Raw genomic sequence first — 17,412 nt, 5'->3', positions numbered from 1 at the left:
TAACCGTAACACCCACGGTAAGGGAGCAACCTGGAGTTGTAATCAACTAACGCATTCTAAAATAGCAACATTGTATGTGAAAAACAGTCTTTTTTTAAGAAATTGTTTAAAGTTTTTTGTGAATATCAACAATGTTTATTTAAGAGTGCTAATTATTAAAAAATTCATTCGATATTTACATTAACTTTACATATAGTTAAAACGCTTTTAATAGTAAGCGAGTAGTATTAAAAATGTAAAAAGAAACTTCAAAAAATTAATAGTATAACAATTAACAGTTTGACAAAGAATTTCAATAAGGATCGTTGTGTGACCTTTTGGATGAAAGGGGATATTAAGATGACCACAGTTTCAGTAAAAGAAAGACCAAGTACAAAAGAAAATAGAGAAGAAGAAATGAATAAAAAATCAATTGTCTATGATACGCAAAATTTAAATTTATGGTACGGGCAAGATAAAGCTTTAAAGGATATTAATTTAAGTATTTATGAAAATGAAGTGACTGCAATTATTGGTCCAAGTGGATGCGGAAAATCTACTTACTTAAAAACATTGAATCGTATGGTTGAATTAGTTCCAATCGTTCGTACTGAAGGTAAGATTTTATATCGAGAACAAAATATTTTTGATAAAGGGTATGCAGTAGAGGAATTAAGAACTCGAGTAGGGATGGTATTCCAAAAAGCAAATGTATTTCCAAAATCTATTTGGGAAAATGTTGCTTATGGCCCTAAAATCCATGGGATTAAAGATAAAAAAGTACTTAATGAAATTGTTGAAAAAAGCTTGCGCGGAGCAGCTATTTGGGATGAGGTAAAGGATCGTCTTCATGAAAATGCATTTGGACTTTCTGGTGGACAGCAGCAACGACTATGTATTGCACGTTGTTTAGCAATCGAACCAGATGTCATCTTAATGGATGAGCCAACATCAGCATTGGATCCTATTTCAACATTAAAGGTAGAAGAGTTAATTCATGAAATGAAAAAAGATTTTAGTATTATTATTGTTACTCACAACATGCAGCAGGCTGCTCGTGTTTCAGATAGAACGGCATTTTTCTTAAGTGGTGAAGTTGTTGAATATACTGAAACAACGAAACTATTTTCTACACCAAAAGATAAGCGTACAGAAGATTATATTACTGGTCGATTTGGTTGATCGGATAAAGCGGGGTAGGATGAATAATGAGACCACAATTTGAAGCAGATTTGCAAACATTACAGAAAATGATTTTAGAATTAGGAGAAAAAACGAAAAGTGCTGTTCTAAAAAGCATGGAAGCATTCAATACCGAAAATATTGAGTTAGCTCTAGAAGTTATTGAAGAAGACCAACGCATTAATAAGCTTGAAGAAGAAATAGATGAACTAATTGTAGTAATCATAACTCGTCAGCAACCAGTTGCTGTTGATTTAAGACGTAATTTAACTGCACTTAAAATTGCGCATGATTTAGAACGTGTTGCAGATTACGCAGTAAATATTGCAAAATCATTTATTCGAATTCGTACAAGAGAAATTGAAGTACCAATTGAGAATATTAATATGATGCATACTTTAGGAATTGAAATGCTTTCAAGAGCACTAGAAGCATATCAAAATGAAGATTTAAAGGCTGCAAGAGAAATTGCGGAACTAGACGATAAAGTAGATGAATTATATGGTGAAACTGTACAAACATTAATGTCTAGATTAGTTGATTCTCAAGAAAAAGTTTCATCTGTAACACAGTTAGCATTTATTTGTAGATATTTAGAACGTATTGCTGATTATGCAACAAATATCTCGGAAAATATTTATTACTTAGTTAAAGGGAAACACATGTTTTTAAATCAATAGACTAAAACTTCCATAAGTTTATGGGGCTCCATCCCCTTACTAATGTTAGTTATAACAATTGAGTATTAACGGGCAGTTCTCCCCCAACTACTTCGCTTCTTTCTCATTGATGATGTGAAGGTCTTGCTGTCCGTTAATGCAGGTTGAATAGTATGAAGCCCGTTTATTATACGGGCTTTTTTAGCATAACAAAAGAAAAGCTTGCATATGAGTGTAGAAGTATAAGTACATAGGGGGATTGAAATGAAAGTCGTTATATTAGCAGGCGGTACTGGGGAGAGGTTACTTCCGTTGACTGCTACTTGTCCAAAACCGATTCTTCCAATTATTAATAAGCCTGCTCTTGTACATACCATTCTTCATTTAAAAAGGCTGGGATTTACAGAATTTATTTTACAGATCCATTATTTAAACGATATGATTCAAGAAATTCTAAAAGATGGAGAAGAGTTAGGGGTTTCTATTCAGTATATCGTTGAAAAAGATCGTTTAGGTACAGCTGGGTGTTTGAGTTTATCTAAACCATTATTAAAAGAAACGTTTTTAATCGTCAGTGGAGATTTAATTTTTGATTGTAATTTAAACGATGCAATCGAAAAACACATACAATTAGAAAGTTTGTTAACAATTTGTACTGTTGACCAAAATGATTGTGAATCGTTTGGGAATGTTTTCTGTAAAAATGAAAAAGTTATTAAATTTATAGAAAAGCCTTCAAAAAAGGAAAAATTGAGTTCCAAAATTAATACAGGGATTTATATAGTAGATCCATCACTAATAGAGATGATTCCAGATGGAGTAGAAATTGATTTTAGTAAACAGTTAATTCCTTTGCTTTTATCTTTAGAGATACCGATACAAAATTTCAACTTAACAGGTTATTGGATCGATTTTGGAACTCCAGAAAGATATGTTGAATTATTAGTTGATTGGATTAGTGGTAGAATTCGTTTACCGTTACATGTAACTGAAGTGTTGCCAAATATTTATATTGGTGTGGAAGTCAAGATAAGTAATAGTGTGAAACTTATTCCACCTATAATCATTGGAGATCATGTTACTATTGAAGAAAATTGTGTAATTGGTCCTTATGCATTTATTTCATCTGATATGAAGGTAAAGAAAGATACTCATATTTCCAATCATATTATTATTAATCATTTCACTTTAAAGATAGAGGATCATCTGAATCGTATCAATGGAAAAAAATTAGTTAAAGATTTGATATGATTTGATAAAAACTGTGGAATTTCTACTGAAAGAATGTTATTATATATAGGTCTGATTATGTCATTATGTCAGGAGGGAAAACAAATGCGTGTAAACATTACTTTAGCATGTACAGAATGCGGAGATCGTAACTACATCTCAACTAAAAATAAACGTAATAACCCAGACCGTCTTGAGCTTAAAAAATACTGCCCAAGACTTAAAAAAGTTACGCTTCATCGCGAAACAAAGTAAACAGTAGGAACTTTCCTACTGTTTTTTTATACCGTAAGATAAAGTGAAACTTCCATCAGTGGAGGGGCTTCATCCACCACTAATGGTGTTAGCCCACCCGATCGGGCATTTACGGGCAGTTATCCCCATATATCTTCCTCGCCTCTCTCTCAATATTGTGGTATGACTCTTACTGCCCGTTAATGAGGGGTAAAATTAAGTTAATTTCAGTAGATTATTTATTAATGATATAGAAGATAAAGTGGAAATTTTCAAAAGTGGGGAGGCTTTAACGCTCACTTAAGTTAAGTTGAACAAACCGAGCAGACCTATCTTAAAGGGGGAGTGTTCTTATGGATAAAAAAGAAATTAGATCTATTATGATTGAAAAACTAAAAATGATTCCTACTGAAGAAAGAAATACAAAATCAAAAATCATAACTGAAAAGTTAATTCAGACAAAAGTGTGGAATAAAGCGAGGATCATCGCAACAACAATGTCAATGGAACATGAAGTAAACACTGCATTTTTAATTCAGGCTGCATGGAATGAAGATAAAACCATTGTTGTACCTAAATGTATACATAAGACAAAAGAAATGAAATTTTATAAAATAACGAGTTTTTCAGATTTAGAAAAAGGTTATTTTGATATATTAGAACCAAAAGTAGATCAATGTGTAGAAATAGTAAAAGAAGACATTGACTTGATTATTGTACCGGGAGTTGCTTATACAAAAGAAGGGAATCGAATTGGTTACGGTGGGGGATATTTTGACCGTTATTTAGAGAATTATCATAAAGACATTCTTTCACTAGCTTTTCAATGTCAAATGACTTCCGAATTACCTTATGAACAACATGATATTCATATTCCACTAATGATTAATGATTAAATTCTTTTTGGTATAAAGAAAAACAAAACACTGGTATAATGAAAAGAAAAAGTTAGATAAGGAGAGGAGCTTTTTGGGCTCTATTATAGAAAAAGCATATAACGCATTAATATTTGTAATGCTTCAGCAAAAAGATTACATTAGTAAAATTCGTTCACATGACTATTCTTGGTATCAATTTATAAGTAAAAATGGTTTGGAACTAACCCACTATCGCGTTCTATTTCTAGATACATTATGGAATAGTCTTGCATTAGAAAAAGATATTGAGTATTTCATAGAAACATCACATAAATATGCTGACGTTGGAGATTTTAATGAAGAAATCTTTCATTTAGTTTATATTACAAATGATGGTATTGCTGGAAATGTAGACGAGGTATTTAATGAAATAAAAAAAGATAAAATGATTAACAACCAACACTTAAAACTTCATATCTTAAAAAAAGACGATATTCAAAATGGGGAAACACTTCAAAAGATATTTGGATGGGCTAATCATGAAAGATCACTTTTTGAACAGAAACTTCTTGAAAATGATTTTCAATTTTCTAGACCGATCCCAGTTGAAGAGGAACAAGAACGTTTTCAACAGTATATGATGTTAAAAAATCTTCAGGATAGAAAGCCAATTATTACCTATATATTGATAGGAATTCAGGTGTTAGTATTTTTATTAATGGAATTGCAAGGTGGCAGTCAAGATACATATAACCTAATTCGTTTTGGTGCTAAATATAACCCATCAATTATGCAAGGTGAGTGGTGGCGTTTCTTCACTCCTATTTTTATTCATATAGGTTTACTTCATTTAGCAATGAACACTTATGCATTACATTATATAGGGAAGTATGCAGAAAAACTTTTTGGTCATGGAAGATTTTTAATCATCTATTTATTCTCAGGATTCTTAGGGAGTGTAGTAAGTTTCTTGGTTTCGAATAGCTTATCAGCTGGTGCTTCAGGAGCTATTTTTGGATGCATGGGAGCACTTTTGTTTTTAGGAATAAAAAAGAATAATATTTTTTCAAAACAGTTGTTAAAAAGTATGTTACCAATAATTTTATTAAATTTAGTTCTAGGATTTTCGATTTCTAGTATTGATAATGGTGGGCACTTAGGCGGATTACTTGGTGGTTTTTTAGCCGCAAGTATTGTTCAGCTTCCATTTAATCGTCAAAAGAATTATCGAAAACAGTTTGGAATGTTAGTTCTGACAATTGGTATTACCATTGGATTACTTTATTTTGGTTATTCAATAAATGCTGATCGTTTACTATTTAATTAACATCATGATTTATACGTAAGTAAGGAGAAATAACAATGAGTCAATTTCGTAGAAAACAGAAACAAAGTAAATTACTGGCATTTTCAATTATTTGCCTCTTTGCGCTTTGTATTCTAGGTGCAATGCTTTTTGTGGACAAGTCATCAAACCATTCAAATCAAGATTCAAAAAAAGGGTCACTTAAAAGTAAACTAGAAACCATTTTTAACAGTTCAGAAGCAAAAGCAAAGACAGGAGAAAAAATCCATCAAAATCAAAATAATGATATTGTTTTTCCTAGTGACAAGGATACAGCGAAAAAGGTTGGAAATGACTTATATGAAGTAACTAATCCGGATTCGATTCTAGTACATGTGGATAAAACTCGAAAATTACCAGATGGATATACACCTAATGACTTAGTTTATCCTAATGTACCTTTAAATGGTGGAGTAAAAGATAAAACTAAAATGAGAAAAGAAGCAGCTTTAGCTCTTGAAGATTTATTTTCATCGGCATCAAAAGATGGAATTCAACTGACTGCTGTTTCAGCTTTTCGTTCATTCGATCGACAAGTTCAATTACACAATTCATATATTAAATCATTAGGAAGTGATTGGACAAATAAATTCAGTGCGATTCCTGGTACAAGTGAGCATCAAACTGGTCTAGCAATTGACGTTTCATCAGTTGCGTATGGAAATCAACTAGAACAAGGTTTTGGTGACACTAAAGAAGGTAAGTGGCTTGCGGAAAATGCCCATCGATTTGGCTATATTATTCGTTATCCAAAAGATAAAGTTAATATAACGGGTTATGATTATGAACCATGGCATATTCGATATGTTGGAGAGAAAAATGCAACTTACTTATATACGCATAATTTAGCATTAGAGGAAGTAATGGAAAAGTAATAAGTTTTCGATAAAGAAATAGAATGTTGTCAAACAGTTAAAGCTGAATGTCATTGACTGAAGAATTAAGCAACCTTATACTTATAGTAATATTAGGTAAATGAATAAGTAGGGATGAAATGAAAACAGTTTATGACGTTCAGCAATTATTAAAGCAGTTTGGTACGATTATTTACACTGGTGATCGTAAAGCAGATTTGATGTTAATGCATGATGAATTAAGAGAGCTATTTCAAGCTAATGTAATTGCACCAATTGAATTTCAATCTGCAGCACTAGTCATTAAAAGAGAAATTGGTGAAATTGAAAAGAATGAACGATTTTAAATCGTTTTTTTCTTAAATAATAGTGCAACCGTTTTCACTAAATGGTAAGAGGGGGAACCATATGAATAAAAAAATGATTGTTGGGGTTGATTTAGGAGGTACAACAATTAAACTGGCATTATTGACAGTGGATGGCCAATTTATTGAAAAATGGGAAGTAGTTACCGACACATCAAATAGTGGAGAAAAAATTCCTCTTTGTATAGCATATGCAATAACTGAAAAAATAAATAGTATGAATGGATCGAAAGAAAATATTGTGGGAATCGGTATAGGTGCTCCTGGACCAGTTCGATTAGAAGATGGACTAATTTTTGAAGCGGTAAACTTAGGATGGAAAAATTACCCTTTAAAAGAAATCTTGGAAAAAGAAGCAGGGATACCTGTAGTGGTTGATAATGACGCTAATGTTGCTGCACTTGGTGAAATGTGGAAAGGTGCTGGTAATGGTGCGAAAGATCTTGTCATGATTACATTAGGCACTGGAGTTGGTGGAGGAGTCATCGTAAATGGACTGGTTGCACATGGAAAAGGTGGAGCTGGCGGGGAAATTGGCCATATTACAGTAAAACCAGAAGAGGGTTCCCCTTGTAATTGTGGAAAAGAAGGTTGCTTGGAGACAATAGCATCTGCTACAGGAATAGCTCGAATTGCACGTGATAAAGTAAAAAATTCGAAACTTGAAACAAAATTAAAATACTACTATGAAAATAATAACCTAACAGCAAAAGAAGTTTTTGAATGTTACTCAAATGGCGATCAAGTTGCTCTTGAAGTTATTGAAGAAGTAACAAAATATCTTGCATTAGGTATTTCTGCAGTAGCAAATACATTAAATCCTGAAAAAATTGTAATTGGTGGAGGAGTATCGAAATCTGGTTCGGTGTTATTAAATCCTTTACGAGAGAAATTTAATCAATACGCTTTCACACCTGTTAGAAATAGTACAGATATATCTATTGCAACATTAGGTAATGATGCAGGAGTATTGGGTGCAGCTTATTTAGTCAAAAAATTTGTTTTAAAAGATGTAAACTAGACCATTTTTTGTTTTTTTAACCTCAATATTTTAGTTGTTTTTCAGTGATAATTTAATAAACTGTTCAAGTTATGTGAATTCATAAATTTGGACAGTTTTTTCTTTTTCCTAGGCTCTGTTTTAACAACATTTCTCTAGAATTTTGGGGATGAACGCTTAGCCTCATAGTTACTTCATACTTTGGGTCTTGGTGCTTGTTTATCTCAGGATTCTTGTAGCCAATCTATCAAAAAAGGCTCTTTTTTAGAAGGTTGTTGCTTTTGAGGTTTTTAATTTTAAGATAGAAGTTGATTCGGGCGGAAGGTGCGAGACTCCTGTGGGAATAGCGGGAAGGCTGAGACCCCGCAGGAGCTTATGCGACGAGGAGGCTAGCTTACGCCACGCGGAAGGCGAGCAACCTGGAGTTGTAATCAACTAACGCATTTCAGCAACAAGGTTTATGAAACATCCTTAAAAAGAACAGAGCCTTTTCATATGATGTAATATAACGGTAAGTTATTTGACGATAATAATAATGTATGTTAGATTTGTTATCATTGATGTAGTGTGGATTAATAAGCAATAAATTAAAAATTACTAATTATTATGTTATGCTTATTTCCTTGAAAATAATTTTATGTTTGATTAATATATTTTTATTGTGTACCGAAAAGAGATTGATAGATTGGTAGGCAATAATTGGAGGTAAATTTTATGTGGAAGAAGTTTTTTAAGAACTTTGGATTTCCATTAATTGCAGTAACGTTTTTATGGATAAAAGCATTAATTTTAAACTTTTTTTTATTTCATTTAGGAATACAAGGTTCGTTTCAAGAAATTATTATGATCATTAGTCCGATTGCCTCATTACTTTTATTTATTGGACTTGGTTTATTTGCAAAAGGACCAAAAAGGAATAGAGCAATCATCTGGATTAGTTTTATACTGTCTCTAATTTTAGTTGGAGATGCAATGTATTATTCCTTCTTTGATGATTTTGTAACGATTCCAGTTCTATTTATGACAAAGAACTTCGGAGATTTAGGAACAAGTGTAAAAGCAATGTTGAGTTTTAAAACTATTTTTGCTTTTTCCGATGTGATTCTTTTGATTTTAATAAACAAATTTTGGGGTAAGAAATTTTTTACTACAGAAAATGTAAAAGGTTCAGCAAGATCGGCTTACTTTTTAATAATGATTGCAATTTTTGTTCTTAACTTAGGGATGGCTGAGGCAGACCGTCCACAGCTATTATCTCGTTCATTTGACCGTGAATACTTAGTGAAATATTTAGGGATATTCAACTATCATTTATATGATATCGGCTTACAAGCGAAAACTAGTACACAAAAAGCATTAGCAAATGATAGTGAGTTAGCAGGAATTCAAAACTTTATTCGTTCTAATGATACGGGTGTAAATGCGGAGTTACATGGTAAGTATAAAGGTAAAAATGTTGTTGTTATCTCTTTAGAATCATTACAGGATTTTGTCCTAGGGATGAAAGTAAATGGAAAAGAAGTTACACCATTTTTAAATCAATATACTAAACAAAGTTATTTCTTTGATAATTTTTACCATCAAACTGGTCAAGGTAAAACATCAGATGCTGAGTTTTTAATTGATAATTCATTATATCCAACTGATCGTGGGGCAGTTTTCTTTACAAATCCGACTAACACTTATACAGCTACACCAAGTATTTTAAGAAAAGACGGTTACTATACATCTGTTATGCATGCTAATAATGCATCGTTCTGGAATCGAAATATGATGTATCCGCATTTAGGGTATGATCGTTTTTATAATGAAAAAGACTATAAAATCACACCTGATACATCTGTAGGTTGGGGTTTAAAAGATGAGAACTTCTTTGAGCAATCAGTTAACATTATGAAAACAATGCCGCAACCTTTTTATAATAGAATGATCACACTGACAAATCATTATCCTTTTGAATTAGATCCAAAAGATCAAACGATTGATAAGTTAAATACTGGAGATGCTACAGTAGATAACTATGTAACAACTGTTCATTATCTAGATCAATCGTTAAAACAATTTATTGATGAGATGAAGGCATCTGGTTTATATGATAAAACAATTATTGTAATGTATGGTGACCACTATGGTATTTCTGAAAACCATAATGCAGCAATGAGTAAGGTTTTAGGGAAAGAAATTACACCTTACGAACACATCCAATTACAACGAACACCGTTTTTAATCCATTTCCCTGATCAAAAAACTGGTGAAACAATTCATAAGGTTACGGGTGATATTAACGTAAAACCAACAATCTTAAATTTACTTGGAGAAGATCCGGCTAAAACATCTCTTAACTTTGGTAATGATATGTTTGCTCCAAATTATAAACAGTTTGTTGTATTACGTGATGGCACGATTGTAACAGATAAGTATATTTATACTGGTGAAAAAATGTACGACAGATTGACTGGCAAAGAACTTGTCGGTCAGAAACCACCAAAAGAGGATTTAGATAAAGCTCAAAAATCATTAAAATACTCTGATGATATCATTAGTAAAGATTTACTTCGTTTCTACAAAATTAAATATGATGTGGTAGATACTAAATCATAATTTTTACAATATGAGAGGTTGATTCAACATTAGTTGGACAACCTCTTTTTCTATTTTTAATAAAAGGAGCATATAGTGAAGAAAGAATGAATCAGAAAGCGGAAATTGGGGTGGTATGATGATTTCATTTCTAGCAAATGAGGAAACTTCAATTCAAGATATTGCAAATATGTTTCGAATTAATCCGAATTTTATACTTATGAACGAAAGGCGAGAAATTTTTATACCTGGTTTTTATAAGAAGCTGATCTCAAGTAATGAATTATATTTAGCCAAAAAGGACTTGTTTGACGATTTGCTAAATGTAGAAATTTTAAATTTAGTAAATGAAGTAAAAAGTGAAAAGGAGTTAAAAGAGCGTCAGTCATTTTTTTCAGTAGTTAGAGCTACTCCTAATTCAATTGTCGTACCACAACCATATAGTTTTTCTAAAATGGAAAATGATCTGGCTCAAATTCAGCAGCTTTACCCATTTTTAAATGTAAATGAAATTGGAAAAACCACACTTGGAAAACCGATTTATGAACTTGTATTAGGAAGTGGATCTAGAAAAATTCATTGGAATGCTTCATTTCATGCAAATGAATGGATTACTTCTTGTGTGATCATGAAAATAGTAGAATGGCTTTGTTACTTTTGCACGTTTACTCTCCCTTCTGAAACGATTAATGGCTATGATTTATTTACTCAAATTACACTTTCAATTGTTCCGATGGTTAATCCAGATGGGGTTGATTTAGTCGTAAATGGAAAAGTAGATGATCCTATATTTCAAGAGCAGGCAATTCTCATAAATGGGGGTAGTAATGATTTTACTGCATGGAAGGCAAATATAAGAGGGGTTGACCTAAATAATCAATTTCCTGCTAATTGGGAAATTGAGAAAGCTAGAAAAATACCTAAGTCATATTCTCCACGAGATTATCCAGGAGATTACCCACTTTCTGAAGCTGAATCAATAACAATGGCAAAGCTTGTAGTAGAACGCCAATTTGATATGGTACTTGCACTTCATACACAAGGAAAGGAATTCTATTGGGGGTACGAAGGCTTAGAACCCGAAGAGTCCATAAGATATGCAGAATACTTTGCTAAGGTAAGTCCTTATAGATCTGTAAGAACAATTGATAGTCATGCTGGCTTCAAGGACTGGTTTATTCAAAAATATCAAAAACCAGGTTTTACATTAGAGCTCGGTAAAGGGATTAATCCATTACCACTTTCGAAATTTCATGAGATCTATGCAGAGACAATGCCAATTTTATTTGGTTCATTACTATTAATCTAACGGAAAGGGAGCAACCTGGAGTTGTAATCACCTAACACATTCTAAAATAGTAGTATAGTTTACCAAGACAGCTAAAATAAAACACCCTTTCCAACGAAATGGAAAGGGTGTTTTTTATGTAGAAATTAAAGTGCTGGCGGATAACCATTGTGTAAGATGGTCATAATTGAAAACCAACTAAAAATGCCAACAGCACCAGCTGCGAAGATAATACCTAAAAAGTTTTTTTCTTTTAAAGATTTAAGTAGGCCACCAAAACTTAATATAGCAACGATTATAAAAATAATAACTGTTCCCATCTGAATCCCCCTTTAAAAAATTGGTAATAGCAACCCCAATATGCTATCATTCAATATTATTGTAAAACTTTTGTACACAATTGTCTATTTCAATTTCAGAGCATATTGAAAATTGTGATATAGTAGAAAAGTTGAATAGAATTAGAAAGTAGGGAACAAAAATGAATATCATCCAATTACCATTAGGACCTCTTGAAACAAATTGTTATGTATTAGCGAATGATTTAAAGGAAGTATTAATTTTTGATCCAGGTGAGGAAGCATTTGAGATTTTTGATGTTATTGAAGAAAATCAATATAAACCTTTAGCTATCTTATTAACACATGCTCATTTTGATCATATTGGGGCATTGGACGAGGTTAGAGATCGATACAATATACCAGTCTATTTACATGAAAATGAAAAAGACTTTTTAGCAGATAGTACGAAAAATGGTTCAGCATTGTTCCTTCGAAGAGAAGTTTTTGCTAGAGAAGCAGACCATTTAATTAGCAAAGAAGGAAAAATGGAAATTGGCAATTTTACTCTTTCTGTTTTTGAGACTCCAGGGCATTCTCCTGGAAGTGTGTCTTATTATGTAAAGGATGCAAAGTCTGTTTTTTCTGGTGATGCTTTATTCTGTCAAGGAATTGGTCGTACAGATTTACCAGGTGGAGACCATGATACGTTAATTAAAAGTATTAAATCAAAACTATTTTCATTACCAGAGAATACAAGAGTTTATAGTGGACATGGTCCTGAAACTTCTATTCAATACGAGAAAAAACATAATCCGTTTTTATAATTTGAGGTTAATATGAAAGACATTTTACGAGAAAAAATAAAAGAAAGTGCTTTGGAAGCAATTCCTTTTGATGAGTATATGTCTCTTTGTTTGTATCATAAAGAAAAAGGGTACTATTCTCGAATGAAAGAGAAGATTGGGCGCAAAGGGGATTTTTATACGTCAAGTACTGTGAGTCATATTTTTTCAGAAGTGATTGCATCTTTTTTCTGTCATCTAGTAAAAAATAAAATTGTTGAACCAATTTTTTTTGAGTTTGGTTCAGGAAATGGACGATTTGCTTACGGGTTATTAAATTATTGTCAAAATAAAGAACCGTTTGTTTATCGTTCTATGAAATATATTGCAATTGAGGGTAGTGCGTACCATAGAACCCTAATTCAGAAAAATACAGAAGATTTTACTTGTGTTGAAATCGTTTCATCTATAAATTCAGTACAAAGCCCATTAAACGGATTAATCTTTTCAAATGAATTATTTGATGCCATGCCAGTTAAAGTTGTTGAATTTCAAATCAATAATTGGTATGAGGTAATTATTGGTCTGAATGAAGAGAATGAGCTTTGTGAAAAATTATTATTATTAGAAGATGAAGAATGTATCCAATTTTTAAGGAATCATCAATTTACTGGTAGTGAAGGCCTCAGAGTTGAAATTCCGATTAAAATGAATGAATTTCATCATCAATTAATCGATAAATGTGGAAACTCTATTATTGTTTCAATTGATTATGGTAACACTCGAGAAGAGTGGGATGAAATGCATCGCTTTAAAGGGAGTTTGCGAGGTTTTTATGAACATCAATTAATTGAAAATGTCCTACAATACCCTGGAGAAATGGATTTGACGACACATATTCACTGGGATGAACTAAAGAAAGTGTGTGAATCAAATAATGGGGATAATTTATATTTTGGTTCCCAAAGAGAATTTTTAATAAGTCTTGGAATTTTTGACTGGTTAGTACCCCATGCTTCAACGAATCCATTTTCGCAAGAGTATAAACAAAATCGTGCAGTTCAAACATTTGTTATGCCAGGAGGAATGAGTGACTCCTTTCAAGTATTAATTCAAAGTATTGGACTTGCTGAAGATAAAATTTCTTTGATAAAGGCAGTTTTCTAAAAGATTGTTCGACATAGACCAGGGAACAAGGGATAAGGAATTAGGAATTTGTAACAATCTTCCCCTGCTCCACGGAAAAAGAGCAACCTGGAGTTGTAATCAACTATCGCACTCTAAAATAGCAACATTGTTTACGAATACTGCCGTAATGAAAGAATTAATAGTTGCTATGAAGAAATAAAAAAGCTAACACTTACTGTATTAAATACAATAAAGTGTTAGCTTTTTTATCATTACTTTGGAATTAGTCACCAAAACTTGGTACTAATATGAACGTACTATAGTATGTAAACCCAACAAAGAACACTGTTAAGTATGCACCAAAAATATAGATATACATACGTTCAGTTAATTTAAGATAACTTAATACGACGAAGAAGATAGTTTGCGCTAAGAATAGTAATGAAGCTCCATTCATTCCGCCAACATATAACATTACAGTAAAAATAGCAGTCCAAAAACCTAGAACGCGAAACATACGATCCATATCATTTTCCCCCCTAAAGACAAATTTCTACCCAATAATATTATAGAATAAGAAACTTATAATTGTAAATATTGTATTCAAATAATTGTTACATCATTGTCTCTTCTAAAAATTTTAAATTATTAATCATAAATCATAATTCTATAAGAACATTGATTATCTTTTATTAACATATTTTCAGTTTGTTGAAATTCATTTTTGGGAAATAATGTTGTAAACATTCCTTCAATAAATGAAAAGTGCATAGTACATACTGAATGATTTTGTTTTGCGATTTCTTTAAATGGGCAGTTGCAAATTGAAAAGTCAATAAATTGTTCTTCTTCTGAACATACAATAGTTGGATAAAAACCTAGCATGACGCTTGCTTCTTGGATTATTGCAAGTTTATTTTCTATTGTTATCTGCTCAAATATCTGTGGATTCGAAAGAAGAAGTTTTTTTATGAGCTGTGAACCATAGGATGCACCTGTATCAAATAGAAGTTTTTTTCCATCTTCACCTAAACTTTGAATAGATTGTAGTGCAATTTTAGCTAATAATTCATAATCTCGAAATGGAAATGATAGCTGTGATACTTTATCTGACAATTGGTAGCACTTAGAAGGTCTACCGCCTTTCCCTGTTTTTATTAAATCAGATTTTACTAATTTAAGTTCTTCTAGTTTCGATAAATGATGTCTTGCAACATTTGTATGTAATGAAAATTGGTTGGCTATTTCTTGTACAGTTACTGGTTCATTTCGTTTAATAATTGTTTGATAGATTTCATAACGAGTAGGATCTGCTAACCCATTTGTAATCTTAAGAAAATTCTCCATCCTAAACACCTCATTTTCTATTATAAGAGTTTCTCTTTAGAAAATGGAAAAAACATGAAAATAAATTTTGGAGGCTATTTTTATTGTAGTGACTTTTCATTTTAAGAAAATGATAGCTCAAATTTCATTTTTATCACTTTTTGTCGATTTTTAGAAAATTGTAACTTTTGAAGTGACTGAGTAAACTAGAATCAAATTGAAAGGAGGGGAAAGAGTGCAAATAGAAGATTATGGAGAATTATTAGTCACTAAAGCAAAAAACTTTGGTGCATCTGACATTCATCTTTTACCAAAAAAAGATCAATTTGATATTTATTTTCGGATAGATGGTAAACTCCATCTTATACAAAAAGAGAAAAGTGAGATAATTCATCGCTTAATCTCACATTTTAAATTTTTAGGATCAATGGATATTGGAGAAAAAAGAAGACCTCAATCTGGTACATTAACGTTAAAGATTAATGATGAGACTATTTTTTTAAGACTTTCAACTTTACCCATTTTGAATGATGAATCACTTGTTATTCGAATTCATCCGCAAGAAAAAGTTATTCCTCTTGAACGCTTGTCCCTTTTTCCAACTGAAAGAATTAAGTTACTCTCACTTTTAAAACACTCACATGGATTGTTATTATTTACAGGGCCAACAGGTTGTGGTAAAACGACAACTCTTTATGCTTTACTTCAAGCAGCAAAAGAAAATTTTTCAAGAAGTATTATTACTTTAGAAGACCCAATTGAAAAAAGAACGGAAGATCTATTTCAAGTACAAGTTAATGAAAAAGCAGGGGTTACGTATTCATCAGGACTGAGAGCGATCCTTAGACATGATCCGGACGTGATTATGGTAGGAGAAATTCGGGATGAAGAAACTGCTCATATTGCTATTCGTGCTGCTTTATCTGGCCATTTAGTTTTAACAACACTTCATGCGAAAGATACGAAGGGATCTCTTTATCGTTTGCTCGAATTAGGTATACAAAAAGAAGAACTTTTTCAATCATTAGTCGGTGTTGTTTCACAAAGGCTTGTCCCGATTAAATGCCCATTTTGCAAAGGAGAATGTACGCCACAATGTAGAAGCCTTCGAAAAATTAAAAGGTTAAGTGTGTATGAATTGCTCTATGGAAAAACGTTAAGAAAGGTAATGAATGAAATAAATGGAAAAGATGAATTTTATGAAATAAAGACACTTAACAAACAATTTATTAAAGGATTTGCATTAGGCTATATTGATGAATCTGTCCTTGAAAGAAGTTTAAGCTATGACTAATAAAAAGTGGTCATTGTCAGAACAAGCCACATTTTTACAATCTCTTGGACAACTACTCGAAAAAGGATATCCGTTAATACAAGGGTTGGAGTTTGCTAGTATCCACTTATCCAAACATTCACGAACTCTATTAAATAACAAAATTAGCTTGCTTAAAGAAGGTAAGCCATTTATTGAAATGATCAAATCATTAAAGTTTCATCAAGATGTTACTCTTTATATGTATTATGCAGAAAAGCATGGTGATTTATCCTTTGCACTTAAAGAGGGAAGTATCATTTTAAAGAAAAAGCTAGAACATAGACAACATGTACAAAAAATTTTAGCTTATCCGATTTGTTTATTGCTTTTTTTAGGTTGTATATTGTATTTTTTTAAGCAATTTATTATTCCTCAATATGAAATATTATTTACTTCATTCCAAACAAGTCAGAATGCATTTGCTCTAAAGTATATTAAGGTAATCAGTAATGCACCACAGTATATTGCATTTAGTTTGATTGCTCTTTCAGTTTTTATTGGGGTTGTATATTTATTAAATCGACACCGGTCCCCTGTACAACGCATGGAAGTATTAATTAAGATCCCATTATTTAGTAAATTTTTAAGGATTCTAAATACGTATGAATTTTCAATGCAGCTTAGTAGTTTACTTGAGGCTGGTCTTCCACTTCTAGAAGCTTTAAAAATCTTACAACAAAATGACATTCGCACCTTTTTAAAAGAAAAGTCAAAAATTATTTATCAACATTTATTAAACGGGGATAGTATCCAAGAAGTTTTACAAAATGACAATTGTTTTGAAAAAGAATTAACTTTAGTTATTACACATGGAATGCAAAATAGTTCATTAGATAATGAATTAAAAGAATACAGCAAACTGCTAGTAAATTATATTGAAGAATACTTGAAAAAGTCTTTAAGTATTTTGCAGCCAGTATTACTATGTGTTATTGCTTTGTTGATTATTTCATTGTATTTATCACTATTGCTTCCAATGTTTCAAATAATGAACAATATTTAGGAGG

At 31.7% G+C, this 17,412-nt stretch carries 18 protein-coding genes; 15 read left to right on the top strand and 3 right to left on the bottom strand.

Annotation, left to right across the window (positions count from 1 at the left end):
* Positions 1-396 precede the first annotated feature (396 nt).
* From pstB to J5Y03_RS04785, 11 genes are all read left to right on the top strand, one after another.
* Positions 397-1,161, top strand: a complete 765-nt coding sequence (gene pstB / locus J5Y03_RS04835; RefSeq protein WP_245208762.1) for a phosphate ABC transporter ATP-binding protein PstB — start codon at positions 397-399, stop codon at positions 1,159-1,161.
* 26 nt (positions 1,162-1,187) lie between these two features.
* Positions 1,188-1,841 carry a phosphate signaling complex protein PhoU gene (gene phoU / locus J5Y03_RS04830; RefSeq protein WP_245208740.1) on the top strand — a complete coding sequence of 218 codons (654 nt, stop codon included), beginning with the start codon at positions 1,188-1,190 and terminating at the stop codon, positions 1,839-1,841.
* 243 nt (positions 1,842-2,084) lie between these two features.
* Positions 2,085-3,071: a sugar phosphate nucleotidyltransferase gene (locus J5Y03_RS04825; RefSeq protein ID WP_209403071.1), complete on the top strand. Its 987-nt coding sequence runs from the start codon at positions 2,085-2,087 to the stop codon at positions 3,069-3,071.
* A gap of 84 nt (positions 3,072-3,155) precedes the next feature.
* A complete protein-coding gene (gene rpmG, locus J5Y03_RS04820; RefSeq protein ID WP_209403068.1) occupies positions 3,156-3,305 on the top strand; it encodes a 50S ribosomal protein L33 in 150 nt (49 codons plus the stop codon).
* A gap of 332 nt (positions 3,306-3,637) precedes the next feature.
* Complete coding sequence (locus J5Y03_RS04815; protein ID WP_209403066.1) at positions 3,638-4,180, top strand: 5-formyltetrahydrofolate cyclo-ligase; 543 nt, start codon at positions 3,638-3,640, stop codon at positions 4,178-4,180.
* 73 nt (positions 4,181-4,253) lie between these two features.
* Positions 4,254-5,468: a rhomboid family intramembrane serine protease gene (locus J5Y03_RS04810; protein WP_209403064.1), complete on the top strand. Its 1,215-nt coding sequence runs from the start codon at positions 4,254-4,256 to the stop codon at positions 5,466-5,468.
* 35 nt (positions 5,469-5,503) lie between these two features.
* Positions 5,504-6,361 carry a M15 family metallopeptidase gene (locus tag J5Y03_RS04805; RefSeq protein ID WP_245208739.1) on the top strand — a complete coding sequence of 286 codons (858 nt, stop codon included), beginning with the start codon at positions 5,504-5,506 and terminating at the stop codon, positions 6,359-6,361.
* Between the two features lie 119 nt (positions 6,362-6,480).
* On the top strand, positions 6,481-6,687 hold the full coding sequence (locus tag J5Y03_RS04800; RefSeq protein ID WP_209403062.1) for a YqgQ family protein: 207 nt from the start codon (positions 6,481-6,483) through the stop codon (positions 6,685-6,687).
* A 61-nt stretch (positions 6,688-6,748) separates the two neighbouring features.
* Positions 6,749-7,726: an ROK family glucokinase gene (locus J5Y03_RS04795; RefSeq protein WP_209403060.1), complete on the top strand. Its 978-nt coding sequence runs from the start codon at positions 6,749-6,751 to the stop codon at positions 7,724-7,726.
* A gap of 693 nt (positions 7,727-8,419) precedes the next feature.
* Positions 8,420-10,306: an LTA synthase family protein gene (locus J5Y03_RS04790; protein WP_209403058.1), complete on the top strand. Its 1,887-nt coding sequence runs from the start codon at positions 8,420-8,422 to the stop codon at positions 10,304-10,306.
* A gap of 118 nt (positions 10,307-10,424) precedes the next feature.
* A complete protein-coding gene (locus J5Y03_RS04785) occupies positions 10,425-11,594 on the top strand; it encodes a M14 family metallopeptidase (RefSeq protein WP_209403056.1) in 1,170 nt (389 codons plus the stop codon).
* A 125-nt stretch (positions 11,595-11,719) separates the two neighbouring features.
* Here J5Y03_RS04785 and J5Y03_RS04780 read toward each other — a convergent pair whose 3' ends face one another.
* Positions 11,720-11,893, bottom strand: coding sequence for a DUF2759 domain-containing protein (locus J5Y03_RS04780; protein ID WP_209403054.1), 174 nt, complete (start codon positions 11,891-11,893; stop codon positions 11,720-11,722).
* A 161-nt stretch (positions 11,894-12,054) separates the two neighbouring features.
* Between J5Y03_RS04780 and J5Y03_RS04775 the strand changes: the two genes are divergently transcribed.
* Entirely contained in the window at positions 12,055-12,678 is a 624-nt protein-coding gene (locus J5Y03_RS04775; RefSeq protein WP_209403052.1) for an MBL fold metallo-hydrolase, read from the top strand.
* 12 nt (positions 12,679-12,690) lie between these two features.
* The gene (locus J5Y03_RS04770) at positions 12,691-13,803 is read left to right on the top strand and encodes an SAM-dependent methyltransferase (protein ID WP_209403050.1); all 1,113 of its coding nucleotides are present in this window, start codon (positions 12,691-12,693) and stop codon (positions 13,801-13,803) included.
* A gap of 244 nt (positions 13,804-14,047) precedes the next feature.
* Here the strand turns inward: J5Y03_RS04770 and J5Y03_RS04765 are convergent, their stop codons facing one another.
* On the bottom strand, positions 14,048-14,290 hold the full coding sequence (locus J5Y03_RS04765; protein ID WP_209403048.1) for a DUF2626 domain-containing protein: 243 nt from the start codon (positions 14,288-14,290) through the stop codon (positions 14,048-14,050).
* 122 nt (positions 14,291-14,412) lie between these two features.
* The gene (locus tag J5Y03_RS04760; RefSeq protein ID WP_209403046.1) at positions 14,413-15,111 is read right to left on the bottom strand and encodes a helix-turn-helix transcriptional regulator; all 699 of its coding nucleotides are present in this window, start codon (positions 15,109-15,111) and stop codon (positions 14,413-14,415) included.
* A gap of 214 nt (positions 15,112-15,325) precedes the next feature.
* On the opposite strand from J5Y03_RS04760, the gene comGA reads away from it, so the two are divergent.
* Together comGA and comGB are read left to right on the top strand one after the other, a co-directional pair.
* Positions 15,326-16,384 carry a competence type IV pilus ATPase ComGA gene (gene comGA / locus J5Y03_RS04755; RefSeq protein WP_209403044.1) on the top strand — a complete coding sequence of 353 codons (1,059 nt, stop codon included), beginning with the start codon at positions 15,326-15,328 and terminating at the stop codon, positions 16,382-16,384.
* A complete protein-coding gene (comGB, locus tag J5Y03_RS04750) occupies positions 16,377-17,408 on the top strand; it encodes a competence type IV pilus assembly protein ComGB (RefSeq protein WP_209403042.1) in 1,032 nt (343 codons plus the stop codon). The genes comGA and comGB overlap by 8 nt, the downstream gene beginning before the upstream one ends.
* The last annotated feature ends 4 nt before the right edge of the window (positions 17,409-17,412 follow it).

Source organism: Gottfriedia endophytica, from assembly GCF_017814275.1.
In the GTDB taxonomy this organism is placed as follows: domain Bacteria; phylum Bacillota; class Bacilli; order Bacillales; family Bacillaceae_G; genus Gottfriedia; species Gottfriedia endophytica.
This window is presented reverse-complemented; position numbering and strand designations above follow the sequence as displayed.